Source organism: Arthrobacter sp. Soil763, assembly GCF_001428365.1.
GTDB lineage: Bacteria > Actinomycetota > Actinomycetes > Actinomycetales > Micrococcaceae > Arthrobacter.
Window position 1 is genome coordinate 257,181 of record NZ_LMSH01000004.1, and the last position, 15,823, is coordinate 273,003.

Sequence of the window (15,823 nt, forward strand, 5' to 3'; positions counted from 1 at the left end):
AATTCGGCCGCCAGCGGTGGGTGGCGTCGTTGACACCCGCTGCTGGCGGCCGAAGCCTTGTTACCTGGGCCCGGCTAAATGGTGACGGCCCCGGAGGCGGTCTCGAAGGTGACGGACAGGATGCCCGGGGTGCCGTGCGGCGCCAGCCAGTTGACGTCCACATCCTCCAGCGGCTTCTCCACCGGCTCGCCCAGCCATTCGGTGACGCGCTGGGCGGAGCCGGCGATCGTCAGGGCGGACATCTTGACCGTGCCCTCGTAGGCGTTGGACGGGTGCAGCGAGGGGTCGCCTTCCCACTTGAGCATGTAGGGCACCTGCGGATCCGCGATCAGGCCCAGGATGCCGATCTGCTTCCAGACCAGCTCGCGGCCGTCGGGGAACTTGCGGTTGCCGTTGACCGCGGCGCGGCCGAGGCGCTCCTCAAACGGGGCCAGGTCGTCGACCTCGACGCACCAGCCCATCCAGCCGCCGCCGGCAGCGGACCGGGCGCGGACCGCCTGGCCGAAGGGTGCCTTATCCGAGGCGGGGTGGTCGAGGACCTCCACCACCTCAAGGTATTTGTGCCCCGCGAGCGGGATAATCATGTTCCGGGTACCGAAGCGGGGGTGGACTCCGCCCTTCACGGCTTCGACGCCGAGGGCGGTGGCAATACGTTCAGTGGTGGCCGCCAGGCCATCCTTTTCACAGGCGTAAGAGACGTGATCCATGCGCATGCCCTCATCTTGGCACTTTGTGATGGAGCTCTCAGCTTAGGGTGTCCTAACCTCGCGGAACGGTGATACGGAACCCCGGGCGGCCCTTCATCTTCGTCACAATCCTGTTCAGCCGCCCGCCGGCCTTCCTAGACTGGTGCCAGGTCATGAGTGCCAGCGCCAAGCCCCGGCTCGCTGGCCGGCAACCCTCCTTACGCGGTGGGGTGCCCCGGGTGAAGACCTGGCTGCCCGGCGCCCGCCGGACGGCAAGCGCGGCGCCAGTGCCGTTCCGGCCCCCGGTCCGGGACGGGCTGTGCCCAGTCAGAGGGAGCCCCTTCGATGTCCAACGCCTGGTCCTTTGAAACCCGCCAGATCCACGCCGGCCAGGAGCCCGACGCCGCCACCGGCGCCCGGTCCCTGCCGATCTACCAGACGATGTCGTTCGTCTTCCCCAGCGCCGAGAGTGCCGCCAACCGCTTCGCGCTCGCCGAACTGGCCCCCATCTACACCCGGATCGGCAACCCCACCCAGGATGCCGTGGAGCAGCGGCTGGCCAGCCTGGAGGGCGGCCTCGGCGCACTCCTGCTCAGTTCCGGACAGGCCGCGGAAACCTTCGCCATCCTCAACATCGCCGAGGCGGGGGACCACGTCGTGGCCAGCCCCAGCCTCTACGGCGGCACCTACAACCTGCTCGCCCATACGCTGAAGAAGTTCGGCATCTCCGTGACCTTCGTGGCGGACCCGGACAACCTGGAGCAGTGGCGCGACGCCGTCCGGCCCAACACCAAGCTGTTCTTCGGCGAGGTGGTGTCCAACCCCCGGCAGGACGTGCTGGACATCGAGGGCATCGCGGAGGTCGCGCACCGGGCGGGGGTGCCGCTGATCGTGGACAACACCCTCTCCACCCCCTACCTGATCCGGCCGCTCGAGTGGGGTGCGGACATCGTGGTCCACTCGGCCACCAAGTACCTCGGCGGCCACGGCGCCGCGATCGCCGGCGTGATCGTGGACTCCGGGAATTTCGACTTCGGCGCCGACCCGGAGCGGTTCCCCGGCTTCAACACCCCGGACCCCACCTACAACGGTCTGGTCTACGCCCGCGACCTCGGCGCGGACGGGGCCCTCGGCGCCAACCTGTCCTTCATTCTCAAGGCCCGGGTCCAGCTGCTGCGGGACCTCGGCTCCGCCGTGGCGCCGTTCAACGCCTTCCTTATCGCCCAGGGCATCGAGACGCTCAGCCTGCGGATGGAGCGGCACGTGGCCAACGCCGTCCGGGTCGCCGAATGGCTGGAGGCCAGGGACGACGTCGAATCCGTCGCCTACGCCGGGCTGCCGTCCAGCCCCTGGTTCGAGCGCGGCCGCAAGTACGGGCCCAAGGGGACCGGCGCCGTCGTCTCCTTCAACCTCGCCGGGGGAGCGGAGGCGGGCAAGCGGTTCGTCGACGCCCTCGAACTGCACTCGCACGTGGCGAACATCGGCGACGTCCGCTCCCTCGTGATCCACCCGGCGTCGACCACGCACAGCCAGCTTTCGCCGGAGCAGCAGGCAGTGGCCGGAGTCCACCCCGGACTGGTCCGGCTCTCGGTCGGGATCGAGCACATCGATGACATCCTCGCGGACCTCGACGCCGGCTTCCGGGCCGCCAAGGCGGGCTGAGGTCATAGAGACGTCGCGGAATTTCCCCACCATTGCGGGCACGACGGCGGGGCGCGCCGACTTTTTTGGGCGACCCGCCGGACGCGGCGTTCAAAGGTGGGGAAACTGCGGTGCCGAAGAATTCGGCTGAGGTCATACAGCCGTCACAATCTTCGCGCTTGCACCGCCGCGTTTCGTAGAATCGACCCAGGTCATGAGTGCCAGCGACAGCCCCGGCTTGCTGGCCGGCAACCCTCCTTCTGCGGCGGGGTGCCCCGGGTGAAGACCTGGCCTGCCGGTCAGCTGACGGCGGGCAAGCGCGAAGTGAGGTCCCACATGACGATTGCCGCCACCCGCTCGGGTGCACCCAAAAACACCGCCCCCGCAGGCGACGGAACCGTGCAGTACCTGCCGGTCGGTCCGCTGGAGCTCGAATCCGGTGCCGTCCTGCCGGAGGTGACCCTGGCCTACGAGACGTGGGGGACCCTCAACGCGGACGGCTCCAACGCTGTCCTGATCGAACATGCCCTGACCGGCGACACCCACGTCACCCGCGGCGGCGGCGACGCCGGCGGGGAAGCGGGTTGGTGGGAGGAGCTGGCCGGCCCCGGCGCGCCGGTGGACACCGGGAAATACTTCGTGGTCTCCATCAACATCCTCGGCGGCTGCTACGGCTCCACCGGGCCCTCGACCCCCGCCCCGGACGGGCGGCCCTGGGGGTCGCGGTTCCCGCTGGTGACGCTCCGGGACAGCACCGCCGCGGAGGCCCGGCTCGCCGACGCCCTCGGCATCGGCAGCTGGCATGCCGTGCTCGGCGGATCCCTCGGCGGCGCCCGCGCCCTGGAATGGGCGGTCAGCTACCCGGACCGGGTCCGCCGGTGCGCCGTGATCTCGGTGGGCGCCCGCAGCACCGCCGAACAGATCGCCTTTGCCCAGGCGCAGACCCTGGCCATCCGCCAGGACCCCGACTTCCGCGGCGGCGACTACTACGGCGGCCCCCGGCCGGACGCGGGCCTGGCCCTGGCCCGCCGGATCGCCCACATTACCTACCGCTCCGCCGCCGAGCTGGACGGCCGCTTCGGACGCACCGCCCAGAAGGCGGAGGCCCCGCTGACGCCCGGGCCGCCGGCGGGCCGGGGCCGCTACCAGGTCGAAAGCTACCTCGACCACCAGGGCAACAAGCTGGTCAGCCGCTTCGACGCCAACAGCTACATTGCCATCACCGAGGCGTTGATGAGCCACGACGTCAGCCGCGGCCGCGGCAGCCTGGAGGAGGCCCTGGCCCGGGCCACCGCCGACTTCTTCGTCGCCGCCGTCGACTCCGACCGGCTCTACTTCCCGGAACAATCCCGGGAACTCGCCGCCGCACTGCCCGGCGATGTCCCGGTCCACGTGATCGAGGCGCCGATCGGCCACGACGGGTTCCTGACCGAAATTGGCCAGCTCGGCGACCGGCTCCGGAGTGCCTTCTTCGCCTGACACGTGGGCCAGTCTGTGCATTTTTGCAGATGCACTCTGCGTGAATAGTGGTTGAGCCTCCCGCGCTCGGCGACCATACTCGTGGAGAATGACGCCGTGTGTTCCAACTCACACAAGCGTCTACCCACTGGTCCACGGGGTGTCGATGAAGACACCGAAGGAGTTCGCATGAGCACGGAAAACGCCGCCACACGGCGCGCAGAGGAACCGGACGTCAAATCGTCCGGGCTTAAAAAAGTAGTAACGGCCTCCATGGCCGGCACGGTGGTCGAATGGTACGAGTTCTTCCTCTACGCCTCCGCCGCCACCCTGGTTTTCGGCAAGATGTTCTTCCCCAACTCCGGCACGGAGCTGGACGGCATTATCGCCGCCTTCCTGACCTACGCCGTCGGCTTCGTGGCCCGCCCCATCGGCGGCATCGTCTTCGGCCACTTCGGCGACAAGTTCGGCCGCAAGCAGCTGCTGCAGCTCAGCATCATCCTGGTCGGCGTGTCCACCTTCCTGATGGGCTGCCTGCCGAGCTTCCAGCAGATCGGCTACTGGGCTCCGGCCCTGCTGGTCTTCCTGCGCTTCGCCCAGGGCTTCGCCGTCGGCGGTGAATGGGGCGGCGCCGTCCTGCTCGTTGCCGAGCACAGCCCCAGCAAGTCCCGCGGCTTCTGGGCCAGCTGGCCGCAGTCCGCCGTTCCGCTGGGCAACCTGCTGGCCACCGGCGTGCTGTTCCTGCTCTCCTCCATCCTCTCCAGCGCTGACTTCCTCGGCTGGGGCTGGCGGGTTGCCTTCTGGCTCTCCGCCGTGATCGTGGTCATCGGCTACTACATCCGCACCAAGGTCCAGGACGCCCCGATCTTCCTCGAGGCACAGAAGGAAGTTGTCACGGAGAACAAGGGCTACGGCGTCGCCGAGGTCTTCCGCCGCTACCCGCGCGGCGTCTTCACCGCCATGGGCCTGCGCTTCGCGGAGAACATCCTCTACTACCTCGTGGTCACCTTCTCCATCACCTACCTGAAGGTGATCGTCCAGGCCGACACCTCGCGCATCCTCCTGCTGCTGCTGGTGGCGCACTTCATCCACTTCTCCGTCGTGCCCGTCGTCGGGCGGCTCTCCGACAACTTCGGCCGCAAGCCGGTCTACATGGCCGGTGCCGTGCTCGGCGCCACCTGGGGCTTCTTCGCCTTCCCGATGATGGACACCAAGAACGACCTGGTCATCCTCGCGGCGATCACCATCGGCCTGCTCTTCCACGCCCTGATGTACGCCGGCCAGCCGGCCATCATGGCGGAGATGTTCCCGACCCGGATGCGCTACTCGGGCGTCTCGCTCGGCTACCAGGTGACCTCGATCGTGGCCGGTTCGCTCGCCCCGATCATCGCCACGGCGCTGCTGAGCCAGTACAAGTCGTCCGTGCCGGTGGCCATCTACCTGCTGATCGCCTGCGCGGTCACCGCCGTCGCGGTGTTCTTCCTCAAGGAGACCCGCGGCATCTCGCTCCACGACGTCGACGCCGCCGACGCCAAGGGCACCGCCGACCTGCTGGCCGCAGGCAAGAAGTAACTAGAGGTAACTGCACGAATCAAACGACAGCAGTCCCCGTCCCCGCACTGCGGAGACGGGGGCTGCTGTCGTTGGGGGCTCGGGGAGGCCGGAGGGCCGCGGGGAACAGCCGGCGGGCAGTGCCCACGCGCAAAAGAGATTCCGATGTTTCAGCAGGGCTCATTCCAGGACGGAGGTGCCTGTGCAAGACTTCGGGCATGAACGACCCACGAAGCCGCATTCTGCCCCTCCTCCGCCAGGGTGAGCATCTGCTATGGGTTGGGCAACCCGATCCGCGGGTTCGCTTCACCGGCGCTGACGCCTTCCTTGTACCGTTCAGTGTTCTGTGGGGAGGATTCGCGATCCTTTGGGAGGTCCTGGCCCTCACGACGGTCAGGCAACCCTTTTTCGTGCTCTGGGGCATTCCCTTCGTCTTAGTAGGCCTCTACTTCATCTTCGGCCGGTTCATCTTCAAGAAGCGGCGGAAAATGGCAACGATCTATGCGCTGACCAATTCGCGTGCGATCGTCCGCACGGGAGATAGGTCAATAGCTGATTCCCCTATCATCGGCCTGCCAATGAAGGTGGACAGGTCCAGAGACGGACGCCATGTCAGCGTGACATTCGGATCCCCGGGCCTCGGGGGTCTTTTGGGCATGTACCAGAACACCGGGCTGGATTTTTTCAGCTTAGGGCTGGGACAAACAGTTGCCTTCTACGATATCGAGGATGCTGACGGGCTACTTGGGACCCTAGACCGAGCACGGGTCGGATGAGTCGGAATAATGATCGCCCAAACTGTCTCATGAAGGAGCGGTAATGGGTGTGATCATCTTTGGACTTGTGCTGATGGCTGCTGGTGCTATCGGCTTTCTGACAGCCAGACGGGCTGCGGCCTAAGGCGAGAGGATCCTTCGCGACTGGGTGCCAAACTCCACGAATTGTGCATGTTGGTCCAGTCCTCGAACGCTTGCCCCTTGCCGCTAACGATGCGCGAGCGGCTCAGTTCAAGTCGCATGCCGCTCTTCCTTGGAAGAGCTTGGGCTGCCGCTCAGCTACGAGTGCGTCCTCATGGCCGGAAACGTCCCAGCCTTCCTGTCTTCCGCCGAGTTGCAGGCGGCCTTCAACAACGCTACGAGAATCCTCACCCCTGCAGGCCTTCTAGTAACCGGTACTTCTTCTCACCCACGCGGCGGTCCTCGCGATCAAGACGAAGCCGCGAACGCTTCGGGCCTTGCCCTTCACAGCCGGTATTCGAACTGGCACTTGAGCCCATTCACCGAAGATCCCAGGTGCGTGAGCATCTACAAGGCGCCAGGAGTCGCTGCGATACCCGAGGGACCGGATGGCATGTTCATCCTGCCTTCCTAGAACCCGAAGACCGTGCCGGTAGGGGATCCTTCCAACGGGACGCGGTCGGCAAGCGGCGCGCTGGCTCACAGGAGTCAGCAAAAATTGGGGCAGTCCGGCTGGTTTTGGTTGCTGCCCTGCTGCCGGTAGTCTCCGGTTTCATGGGTAATGATTCAGGCCTCCCGTCTGCAGGAGAGCAAAGAGTTCCGGTCGACAAGGTGCTGAATGGGTTGGAAGTCCACGCACTTGAACCAGGTGAAACCGCGATTGAGGCGTTCATTCTTTTGAAGGTTCTTGACCAGGATGGGGATGTGGCGTGGTCGTATCGGACCACCAATCGACTCAGCAGAGAAGAACTGCTTGGTGCCCTGACCGTTCAGGTGGATGTTCTACGGAAGTCACTCCGGGATGAGTGGGATGACAGCTAGCCTCATCGCTTGAAGCCATCGCATCGAACTGCGGAACTCTCGTCCTCGATCACGGGTTTTTAGGCACAGTTGGCGCCGGCGCTGACGGAATCGGCCGGCCGCCGGGGCGGCCACGGTGAAGACCAGCAGAAATTGAGCGGCTCAGCCGGCCAAGACCTCCTGGCGGTCGGCGATCTCGGCCCGGACAGCGGCCAGGACCGCCTGCACCGGAGCCGACCGCAGCGATTCGGCCCGGGCCACCGCCCAGATCGGCAGCTGCCGCTGGAAATCATCCGGAAGGACCGGCACGAAGCCAGGCTTGCCGACCACCAGGAAATTCGGCAGCAGCCCGATCCCTGCCGCGCGGCGGACCGCCTCCAGCTGGGCGAAGATGCTGGTGGCCTGGAAGCTGGAGCGCGGCATCGGCAACTGGGTGGACCGGTGCCCGAGTTCGGCGACCTGCAGGGCCGACTCCACGTAGGAGACGAACCCGTGCTGCCGGACGTCGTCGAGCGTCTCCGGCAGCCCGTGCCCGCTGGCGTATTCCGGGCTCGCGTAGAGCCGCAGGACGTAGTTGGACAGGAAGATGGTCTGGGCGTTGCTGACCTCTAGGTTGCCGACTACCACCTCCAGGTCCACCCCCGAGCGGTTCTGGCTCACCTTCCGGGTGGCGCTGAGCATCTCGACGTTTAGCAGGGGGTGCTCACGCTGCAGCCGGACCAGGGCCGGGGCGACGAATTCCGCGCCGAAGCCATCCGGGGTGCTGATCCGGACCATCCCGGAGAGGTGATCCTCGGTCCGGGCAATCCGGCCGGACAGCGCTCCCAGCGTGCCCTCGATCGCCTCGGCCGCCTCAACCGCCTGGGCCCCGAGTTCGGTCAGTTCCCAGCCATGCGGGCTCCGCTCCAGGGTCCGGCCACCCAACTGCTTATCCAGGGCCAGGATCCGGCGCGAGATGGTGGTGTGCGTGGTGCCGAGGGTCTCTGCGACGGCGTTGAACCGGCCCAGCCGGGCCACTGTCAGCAGGATCAACAGGTCGTCCGGGCTCGGGAGCCGCTTCAAGTCCATCCGGGGCCTTCCTTTGTGTGCATCGTTGCACATAGCATCTTCACTTTTTCCCCTTGATTGCACTGTAACAGGGTGTGATGGTGGACACGGAAGAACCGGCACATGCGCCGGTCACAATGCAAAGCAAAGGAGCTTACGCCATGGCAGTTGTCGCCTGGATCGGACTGGGAAACATGGGCGGGTCCATGTCGGTGAACCTGGCTAAGGCCGGAAACGAGGTCCGCGGCTTCGACCTGAACCCGCAGGCCGTGGCGGCGGCCGAGGCCGGGGGAGTCAAGCCGGTGGGCAGCATTGCCGAGGCGGTGGAGGGCGCCGACGTCGTCTTCACCATGCTCCCCAAGGGCGAGCACGCCCGCGCCGTTTACCTCGGCGACGACGGCGTGCTGGCCCACGCCGACACCCGCACCCTGCTGGTGGATTCCTCGACAATCGACATCGCCTCGGCCCAGGCCCTGCACGACGCCGCCGCAGAAGCCGGCTTCCGCTTCGTCGACGCGCCCGTCTCCGGCGGCATGAGCGGCGCCAAGGCCGCGACCCTGACCTTCATGATCGGCGGCGAGGCGCAGGCGGTGGCCGACGCCACCGAATACATCCGCCCGATGGCCGGAAACATCATTCCCACCGGCGGCGCCACCACCGGCCAGGCCGCCAAGATCTGCAACAACCTCATGCTCTTCATCAACCTCGCCTCCACCGCCGAGGGCGCCGTCCTGGCGGACCGCCTCGGCCTGGACAAGCAGGTCTTCTGGGACATCGCCTCCGTCTCCTCGGGCGACAGCTGGGCGCTCCGCACCTGGTACCCGGTGGCCGGCGTCGTGCCCACCGCCGCGTCCAACAACGACTTCGCCCCCACCTTCACCGCCGAACTGGCCAACAAGGACATCGGCCTGGCCATCAGCGCCGCCAAGGACACCGGCACGCCGCTGGAAATCGGCGAGCACGTCCAGCAGCTGTTCCAGCGGCTGATCGACGGCGGCCAGTCCGGCAAGGACTGCTCCGCCATCGTCAAGCTGGTCGACGGTTCGTTCGAGCCCGCCAACTAGTCCCCCACATCTTCCAGAAAGAGACCCCCATGGAACGCATCCCGCACTTCATCAACGGCGCCCTCGTCGCCGACGCCGAGCGCGTCGGCCCGGTGTTCAACCCGGCCACCGGCGAACAGGAAAAGGAGGTGGCCCTCGCCTCCGCCGCCCGCGTCGAGGAAGCCATCGCCGCAGCCCGCGCCGCCCTGCCGGGCTGGCGCGCCACCAGCCTGGCCAAGCGCACCACCATCTTCTTCAAGGTCCGCGAGCTGCTCATGCAGCGCCGGCCCGAACTGGCTGCCCTGCTGACCAGCGAGCACGGCAAGGTCCTCTCCGACGCCGAGGGCGAGATCACCCGCGGCCTGGAAAACATCGAGTTCGCCACCGGACTGTCCCACATGCTCAAGGGCGAGCGCTCCGAGCAGGTCTCCAGCGGCGTCGACGTGCACTCGGTCCGCCAGCCCGTCGGCGTGGTCGCCTGCATCACGCCGTTCAACTTCCCCGCCATGGTGCCGCTGTGGATGATCGGCAGCGCCCTGGCCTGCGGCAACACCGTGCTCCTGAAGCCCAGCGAGAAGGACCCGTCCTCGGCGATCTTCATCGCCCAGGTCTTCGCCGAGGCAGGCCTGCCCGCCGGCGTGCTCAACGTCGTCCACGGCGACAAGGAAGCCGTCGACGTGCTCCTCGAGCACCCCGAGGTCAAGGCCGTCAGCTTTGTCGGGTCGACGCCGATCGCCCAGTCGATCTACAAGCGTGCGGCGGACAACGGCAAGCGCGTCCAGGCCCTCGGCGGGGCCAAGAACCACATGGTGGTCCTCCCGGATGCGGACCTGGACATGGCCGCGGACGCTGCCGTCTCCGCCGCCTACGGTTCGGCGGGGGAGCGCTGCATGGCCGTAAGCGTGCTGGTCGCGGTCGGAAACATTGCGGACGACCTGGTCGGCGCGATCAAGACCCGCATGGCCACCCTGAAAATCGGCCCGGGCACCGACCCCGCATCCCAGATGGGCCCGCTGATCACCGCCGAGCACCGCGACAAGGTTGCCTCCTACGTGGCCGGCGCCGCGGACGAGGGCGCCTCCGTGGTGGTCGACGGCCGGGAGCAGGAGTTCGTCTCCAAGGGCTTCTTCATCGGCGTAAGCCTGATCGACCACGTCAAGCCCGGCATGAAGGTCTACGACGACGAGATCTTCGGCCCGGTGCTGTCGGTGGTCCGGGTCGAGACCTACGCCGACGCCGTGAAGCTGGTCAACGACAACGAATTCGGCAACGGCGTGGCGATCTTCACCCGCGACGGCGGCGCGGCCCGCCAGTTCGAGTTCGACGTCGAGGCCGGCATGGTGGGCGTCAACGTGCCGATCCCGGTGCCGGTGGGGACCTTCTCCTTCGGCGGCTGGAAGAACTCGCTCTTCGGCGACACGCACATGTACGGCCCGGAGAGCATCCGCTTCTACACCCGCGGCAAGGTGGTCACCACCCGCTGGCCGGATCCGTCGACCTCGGTGATCGACCTCGGCTTCCCGCAGGTCGACTAGGGTCCTAGCCCTTCATGATCTCCGCGCGCTGGGCCATGTAGTCCTCCATCGCAAGCTCGCCGTTGCTGTACTTCTGGTCCAGCTCGGCGAGCTTGCGGGCGCGGTAGCCCTGGGGGCCCGACGGCGCCGGCGGAACCGGGGGAACGTCGGGGGAGGTTGTCGGCTGCTGCGGGGCCGGCTGCGGCGGGTTGCTCAGGTACTCCGGGCTGTCCTCATAGGGCACCGGGTACGGCTGGCCCGGGTACTGCTGGCCGGGGTACTGCCCGGCCGGCGGCTGGCCCGGGTACTGCTGGCCGGGGTACTGCCCGGCCGGTGGCTGGTTTCCCGGGTACGGCTGGCCGGGGTACTGACCGGCCGGTGGCTGCGGGGCGCCCAGCTGGCCGAAGCCGCCGTAGTAGTCGCGCTGGGTGAACCCGTCGCGGGGCTGGCTGCTTTGCCGGCCCGGGTCCTGCCCGGGGAAACCGCCGAAGGGCTGGCCCGGGAAGCCTCCCGGCAGGCCCTGGCCCTGGTCCCGGCCGCGGGCCGAGCGGCGGTACAGGCGCATGGCCGCCGGAATCACGATGGACAGCAGGATGATCCAAAAGAAAATGCTCACGGTACCGGGCCTCTCAGAAGGTGTCTTTCCAGCTTAACGCGCCCGGACCCTCCGGGGTGCCGGGCGCTGCCGCGGCGGATAGCCTACGGGTCAGGGACGCGCCGCCTCCTGGGCGTCCGGCCGGCCCTCGTCGGAGCCGCGCGGACCCTCGCCCGAGCCCAGCGGCACGCCGGGGCCGAAGACCGGCCCGGCCAGCGGCCGCTTCGCCGTGATGCCGTCACCGGAGGAACGGTGCCGCAGCCGGCGCACCACCCAGGGCACGAAGTGCTCGCGGGCCCAGATGAGGTCCCCGGTGCGGGCCTCCCGCCAGCTGCGCTGGGGCAGCGGCTTGGGCATCAGCGGCTCGAGGGTGTGCTCCACGTTCAGCGACTCCAGCACCATCGCGGCGATCGTGTGGTGGCCCAGGGGAGAGAAGTGCAGCCGGTCCGCGTCCCACATCTGCGGGTCGGTGAGCTGCCGCAGCGACCACATGTCCGCGATGACGGCGTCGTGCCGGGCCGCCACCGTGCGCAGGTTCTCGTTGTAGATCGCCACCTTGCTGCGGATCCGGCCCAGCACCGAGGAGCCCGTGTCCGGGCCGTTGAACAGCACGACGGTGGCGCCGCCCAGGCTCAGGATCTGCACCACGGAGTCCAGCCGCTCGGCGAGGACATCCGGGTCGCCGCCGGGCCGGATCAGGTCGTTGCCGCCGGCCGAGAGGGTCACCAGGTCAGGCTTCAGCGACAGGCAGTGCGCCAGCTGCTGGTCCACGATCTGCTGCAGCAGCCGGCCCCGGACCGCCAGGTTGGCGTAGGCGAAGTCATCGCGGCCGCGGCTCAGTTCCTCGGCCACCCGGTCGGCCCAGCCACGGTGGCCGCCGGGGCTGGCCGGTTCCGGGTCCCCGATGCCCTCGGTGAAGGAATCGCCCATCGCCACGTACCGGGTCCAGGGGTGGTTGACCGTCCGGTCGGGAAAATTCTCCATCGCCGCTGTTTCGCTCACCTTTCTATCCTGCCCTCTTCGCGCGGAGCTCCGCCACCGTCGCTGGTGACCCTCAGGTAACTGTAAGAATGGAGCCATGACTGACGCCCCCTCCCACTCCGCAGCGTTTCCCGACCCCGTCGTCCTCTGGTCGCGGCCTGAAGAGGCCCGGGCCGGCAGGCCACTGCTGGTGCTCCTGCACGGCTACGGCGCCAACGAACAGGACCTGATGAGCCTGGCGGACCTGCTGCCGGAGGAGTTCGTCGTGGCCTCCGTGCGCGCCCCGCTCGTCTCCGGCCCGGGATTCACCTGGTTCCCGCTCACGGCGTCCATCGAATACTCCCTCGACGCCGTCAAGGACGCCGCGGCCTACGTCCAGCACTGGATCGACACGGTCCGGGACAACCACGCCTCCGTGACCCTGCTGGGCTTCTCGATGGGCATGGCGATGGCCACGACGCTGCTGCGGCAGCGCCCGGACGGCTATGCCGCCGTCGTCGGACTCTCCGGCTTCGCCGTTGACGCCGGCGCCGATCCGAGCTTCCGGGACGCCGAGCTGGACGGCACCGTCCCGATGTTTTGGGGCCGCGACCAGCAGGACCCGGTGATCACCCCGGACAAGATCGAGTTCACCATGGGCTGGGTCCGCAAGCACGTCAAGCTCACCAAGGTGCTGTACACCGGCATGTGGCACGGGATCAACCAGCAGGAAATCGGCCATGTGGGCGAATTCCTCACCCACGAGGTGCTCAACAAGTAAGGCCCGACGGCGGGTCAGGCGCTGCTAGGCCCCGGCGGGGGTCACGATCCGGACGCTCTGCCCGTTCACGGTGACCGTATCGCCGTGGTGCAGCTGGCGCCCGCGGCGGTCGTCGATCTCGCCGTTGACCTTGACCAGGCCGTTCTTGATCAGTTCGGCAGCCTCCACCCCGTCCTCGACCAGGTTGGCCAGCTTCAGCAGCTGGCCCAGCCGGATCATGTCGTCGCGGATGGGAATCTCTTCAATTTCCGGGTTGCTCATACCAGCAATCATGCCTGACCAAAGGTGGCACCAATGACCCATGCACCGCGGCTCCCACTGCCCGTCGGGCTGCTCCTCGCCGTTGCGGCCGGGCTCTTCGTCCCCGTCCAGGGCAGGATCAACGGCGCCCTGGGAACCGTCCTAGCCGACGGGCTCGCCGCTGCGGTGGTCAGCTTCAGCGTCGGCCTGGTGCTGATGATCGTCGTGTCCCTGGTCCTGCCGAAAGGACGCGCCGGGCTGGCAACCGTCCTGCCGGCGCTTCGGGAGCGCCGCTTCCCGCCCTATTACGTGCTCGCCGGCGGCATCGGTGCGTTCTTTGTCTTCGCCCAGTCCTTCACGGTAGGGCTGCTCGGCGTCGCCCTCTTCACGGTCGCCGCCGTCACCGGGCAGACGCTCAGTGGACTCTTGGTGGACCGGATGGGCCTCGGCCCGGCCGGCAAAAAGCCCGTGACCGGCATCCGGGTCATCGGCAGCGTGCTGACCGTCGCCGCCGTGGCCTGGGCCGTCTCGCCCCGCTTCGACGGCAGTGCGGCCGGCGGCGCGACGGCGGGCGGGCCGCTGCAGCTGCTGGTTCCGGTGCTCCTGCCGGTGCTCGCAGGTTTCCTGATGAGTTTCCAGCAGGCGATGAACGGCACGGCCACCGTGCACTACGGCACCCCCATCACCGCCACCCTGGTGAACTTCATCGCCGGCAGCGCCGTGCTGTGGATTGCCTGGCTGATCAAACTGGCCGTGGCCGGTCCCGGCCATGCCCTCCCCGGCGAGTGGTGGTACTACCTTGGCGGGCCGATGGGCTGTATCTTCATCGGCGTCGCCGCCTTCCTGGTCCGCGGCCTGGGGGTGCTGGTCACCGGCCTCGGCATGATCGCGGGGCAGCTGCTGGGTTCGCTCGGACTCGACCTGGCCCTGCCCGTGCCCGGCACCGTCGTCGCGCTGCCCACCGTGCTGGGCACACTGCTGACGCTGGCGGCCATCGTCCTGGCAAGCCTGCCCTGGTCGCGCGGAGCCCTCAAGAGGTAGCGGCACGGGTAGGCTAGGAGTTTGCATCACCCGTTCGCAGGACCCCGCCCGGCAGCCAGCCGGTGACCCGGGGCTGACAGCACGGACCGCACCCAGCGGCCCTGTAGAAATTGGAGTTCCCATGGCAGCAAAATCCGTTCTCGACCAGATCATCTCCCTAGCCAAGCGCCGGGGTTTCGTCTTCCAGGCCGGTGAAATCTACGGTGGCTCCCGTTCTGCCTGGGACTACGGCCCCCTCGGCGCCGAGCTGAAGGAAAACATCAAGCGCCAGTGGTGGCAGTCCGTGGTCCGCGGCCGCGAGGACGTCGTCGGCCTGGACTCCTCGGTGATCCTGCCCCGCCAGGTCTGGGAAGCCTCCGGCCACGTCGAGGTCTTCTCCGACCCGCTGGTGGAGTGCCTGTCCTGCCACAAGCGCTACCGCGCGGACCACCTCGAGGAAGAATACGAGGAGAAGAAGGGCCGCCCCGCCGAGAACGGGCTCAAGGACATCGCCTGCGCCAACTGCGGCACCCGCGGCGAATGGACCGAACCCCAGGAATTCTCCGGCCTGCTCAAGACCTACCTCGGCCCGGTGGCCAGTGAAGAGGGCCTGCACTACCTGCGCCCCGAAACCGCCCAGGGCATCTTCGTGAACTTCTCCAACGTGCTCACCACCTCGCGGAAGAAGCCGCCGTTCGGCATCGGCCAGATCGGCAAGTCCTTCCGCAACGAGATCACGCCGGGCAACTTCATCTTCCGCACCCGCGAGTTCGAACAGATGGAGATGGAATTCTTCGTCGAGCCCGGCACGGACGAGCAGTGGCACCAGTATTGGATGAAGGAGCGCATGGCCTGGTACACCGGCCTGGGCATCCGCGAGGAAAACCTGCGCTTCTTCGAACACCCGCTGGAGAAGCTCAGCCACTACTCCAAGGGCACCACGGACATCGAGTACCGGTTCGGCTTCCACGGCTCCGAGTGGGGCGAGCTCGAAGGCATCGCCAACCGCACCGACTTCGACCTCTCCACCCACGCCAAGGCCTCCGGGGCGGACCTGAGCTACTTCAACCAGGCCACCAACGAGCGCTACACCCCGTACGTGATCGAACCCGCCGCCGGCCTCACCCGGTCTTTCATGGCTTTCATGATCGACGCCTACACCGAGGATGAGGCACCCAACGCCAAGGGCGGCGTCGACGTGCGCACCGTGCTCAAGCTCGACCCGCGACTGGCCCCGGTCAAGGCCGCTGTCCTGCCGCTGAGCCGCAACGAGGACCTCTCGCCGAAGGCCAAGGACCTCGCCGCGCAGCTGCGCCGGAACTGGAACATCGAGTTCGACGACGCCGGCGCGATCGGCCGCCGCTACCGTCGCCAGGACGAGATCGGCACCCCGTTCTGCATCACGGTCGACTTCGACACGCTCGAAGACCAGGCCGTCACCATCCGCGAACGCGACACCATGGCCCAGGAGCGCGTCTCCCTGGACAAGGTGGAGGGCTACCTGGCCGCGCGGCTGATCGGCGCCTGAGC

General features: G+C 67.7%; 15 protein-coding genes and 2 riboswitches. Of the genes, 10 read left to right on the forward strand and 5 right to left on the reverse strand.

Features of this window, described 5'->3' with window-relative positions; translation table 11 throughout:
- Positions 1–74: 74 nt before the first annotated feature.
- Entirely contained in the window at positions 75–713 is a 639-nt protein-coding gene (locus ASG71_RS14180; protein ID WP_056740403.1) for a VOC family protein, read from the reverse strand.
- 142 nt (positions 714–855) lie between these two features.
- Positions 856–971, forward strand: a riboswitch (SAM riboswitch).
- 60 nt (positions 972–1,031) lie between these two features.
- Between ASG71_RS14180 and ASG71_RS14185 the strand changes: the two genes are divergently transcribed.
- The 5 genes from ASG71_RS14185 to ASG71_RS16730 all read left to right on the forward strand — a co-directional run bounded on the left by ASG71_RS14185 (position 1,032) and on the right by ASG71_RS16730 (position 7,114).
- The gene (locus ASG71_RS14185) at positions 1,032–2,348 is read left to right on the forward strand and encodes a bifunctional o-acetylhomoserine/o-acetylserine sulfhydrylase (RefSeq protein ID WP_056740405.1); all 1,317 of its coding nucleotides are present in this window, start codon (positions 1,032–1,034) and stop codon (positions 2,346–2,348) included.
- A 189-nt stretch (positions 2,349–2,537) separates the two neighbouring features.
- Positions 2,538–2,653, forward strand: a riboswitch (SAM riboswitch).
- A 10-nt stretch (positions 2,654–2,663) separates the two neighbouring features.
- Positions 2,664–3,806, forward strand: coding sequence for a homoserine O-acetyltransferase MetX (metX, locus tag ASG71_RS14190; RefSeq protein WP_056740407.1), 1,143 nt, complete (start codon positions 2,664–2,666; stop codon positions 3,804–3,806).
- A 168-nt stretch (positions 3,807–3,974) separates the two neighbouring features.
- Entirely contained in the window at positions 3,975–5,357 is a 1,383-nt protein-coding gene (locus ASG71_RS14195) for an MFS transporter (RefSeq protein WP_056740409.1), read from the forward strand.
- A 197-nt stretch (positions 5,358–5,554) separates the two neighbouring features.
- Positions 5,555–6,112 (forward strand): hypothetical protein, encoded by a 558-nt coding sequence (locus ASG71_RS14200; protein ID WP_056740411.1) that lies wholly within the window; start codon positions 5,555–5,557, stop codon positions 6,110–6,112.
- A 735-nt stretch (positions 6,113–6,847) separates the two neighbouring features.
- Positions 6,848–7,114: a hypothetical protein gene (locus ASG71_RS16730; RefSeq protein ID WP_157366464.1), complete on the forward strand. Its 267-nt coding sequence runs from the start codon at positions 6,848–6,850 to the stop codon at positions 7,112–7,114.
- Positions 7,115–7,255: 141 nt separating this feature from the next.
- Here ASG71_RS16730 and ASG71_RS14205 read toward each other — a convergent pair whose 3' ends face one another.
- On the reverse strand, positions 7,256–8,161 hold the full coding sequence (locus ASG71_RS14205) for a LysR family transcriptional regulator (RefSeq protein WP_056740413.1): 906 nt from the start codon (positions 8,159–8,161) through the stop codon (positions 7,256–7,258).
- Between the two features lie 140 nt (positions 8,162–8,301).
- Between ASG71_RS14205 and mmsB the strand changes: the two genes are divergently transcribed.
- Together mmsB and ASG71_RS14215 are read left to right on the forward strand one after the other, a co-directional pair.
- A complete protein-coding gene (gene mmsB, locus ASG71_RS14210) occupies positions 8,302–9,204 on the forward strand; it encodes a 3-hydroxyisobutyrate dehydrogenase (protein WP_056740415.1) in 903 nt (300 codons plus the stop codon).
- 29 nt (positions 9,205–9,233) lie between these two features.
- Positions 9,234–10,718, forward strand: a complete 1,485-nt coding sequence (locus ASG71_RS14215; RefSeq protein WP_056740417.1) for a CoA-acylating methylmalonate-semialdehyde dehydrogenase — start codon at positions 9,234–9,236, stop codon at positions 10,716–10,718.
- Between the two features lie 4 nt (positions 10,719–10,722).
- Here ASG71_RS14215 and ASG71_RS14220 read toward each other — a convergent pair whose 3' ends face one another.
- On the reverse strand, positions 10,723–11,313 hold the full coding sequence (locus tag ASG71_RS14220) for a hypothetical protein (RefSeq protein WP_235564109.1): 591 nt from the start codon (positions 11,311–11,313) through the stop codon (positions 10,723–10,725).
- Positions 11,314–11,403: 90 nt separating this feature from the next.
- The gene (locus tag ASG71_RS14225; protein ID WP_157366481.1) at positions 11,404–12,276 is read right to left on the reverse strand and encodes an SGNH/GDSL hydrolase family protein; all 873 of its coding nucleotides are present in this window, start codon (positions 12,274–12,276) and stop codon (positions 11,404–11,406) included.
- A 94-nt stretch (positions 12,277–12,370) separates the two neighbouring features.
- Here ASG71_RS14225 and ASG71_RS14230 point away from each other — a divergent pair, with 94 nt between their 5' ends.
- Positions 12,371–13,033: an alpha/beta hydrolase gene (locus ASG71_RS14230; RefSeq protein WP_056740420.1), complete on the forward strand. Its 663-nt coding sequence runs from the start codon at positions 12,371–12,373 to the stop codon at positions 13,031–13,033.
- Between the two features lie 24 nt (positions 13,034–13,057).
- On the opposite strand, the gene ASG71_RS14235 is transcribed toward ASG71_RS14230, so the two are convergent.
- Entirely contained in the window at positions 13,058–13,294 is a 237-nt protein-coding gene (locus tag ASG71_RS14235) for an RNA-binding S4 domain-containing protein (RefSeq protein ID WP_056740423.1), read from the reverse strand.
- 33 nt (positions 13,295–13,327) lie between these two features.
- On the opposite strand from ASG71_RS14235, the gene ASG71_RS14240 reads away from it, so the two are divergent.
- Positions 13,328–14,314, forward strand: coding sequence for a DMT family transporter (locus ASG71_RS14240; protein ID WP_056740425.1), 987 nt, complete (start codon positions 13,328–13,330; stop codon positions 14,312–14,314).
- Positions 14,315–14,435: 121 nt separating this feature from the next.
- Positions 14,436–15,821, forward strand: coding sequence for a glycine--tRNA ligase (locus ASG71_RS14245; protein ID WP_056740429.1), 1,386 nt, complete (start codon positions 14,436–14,438; stop codon positions 15,819–15,821).
- The last annotated feature ends 2 nt before the right edge of the window (positions 15,822–15,823 follow it).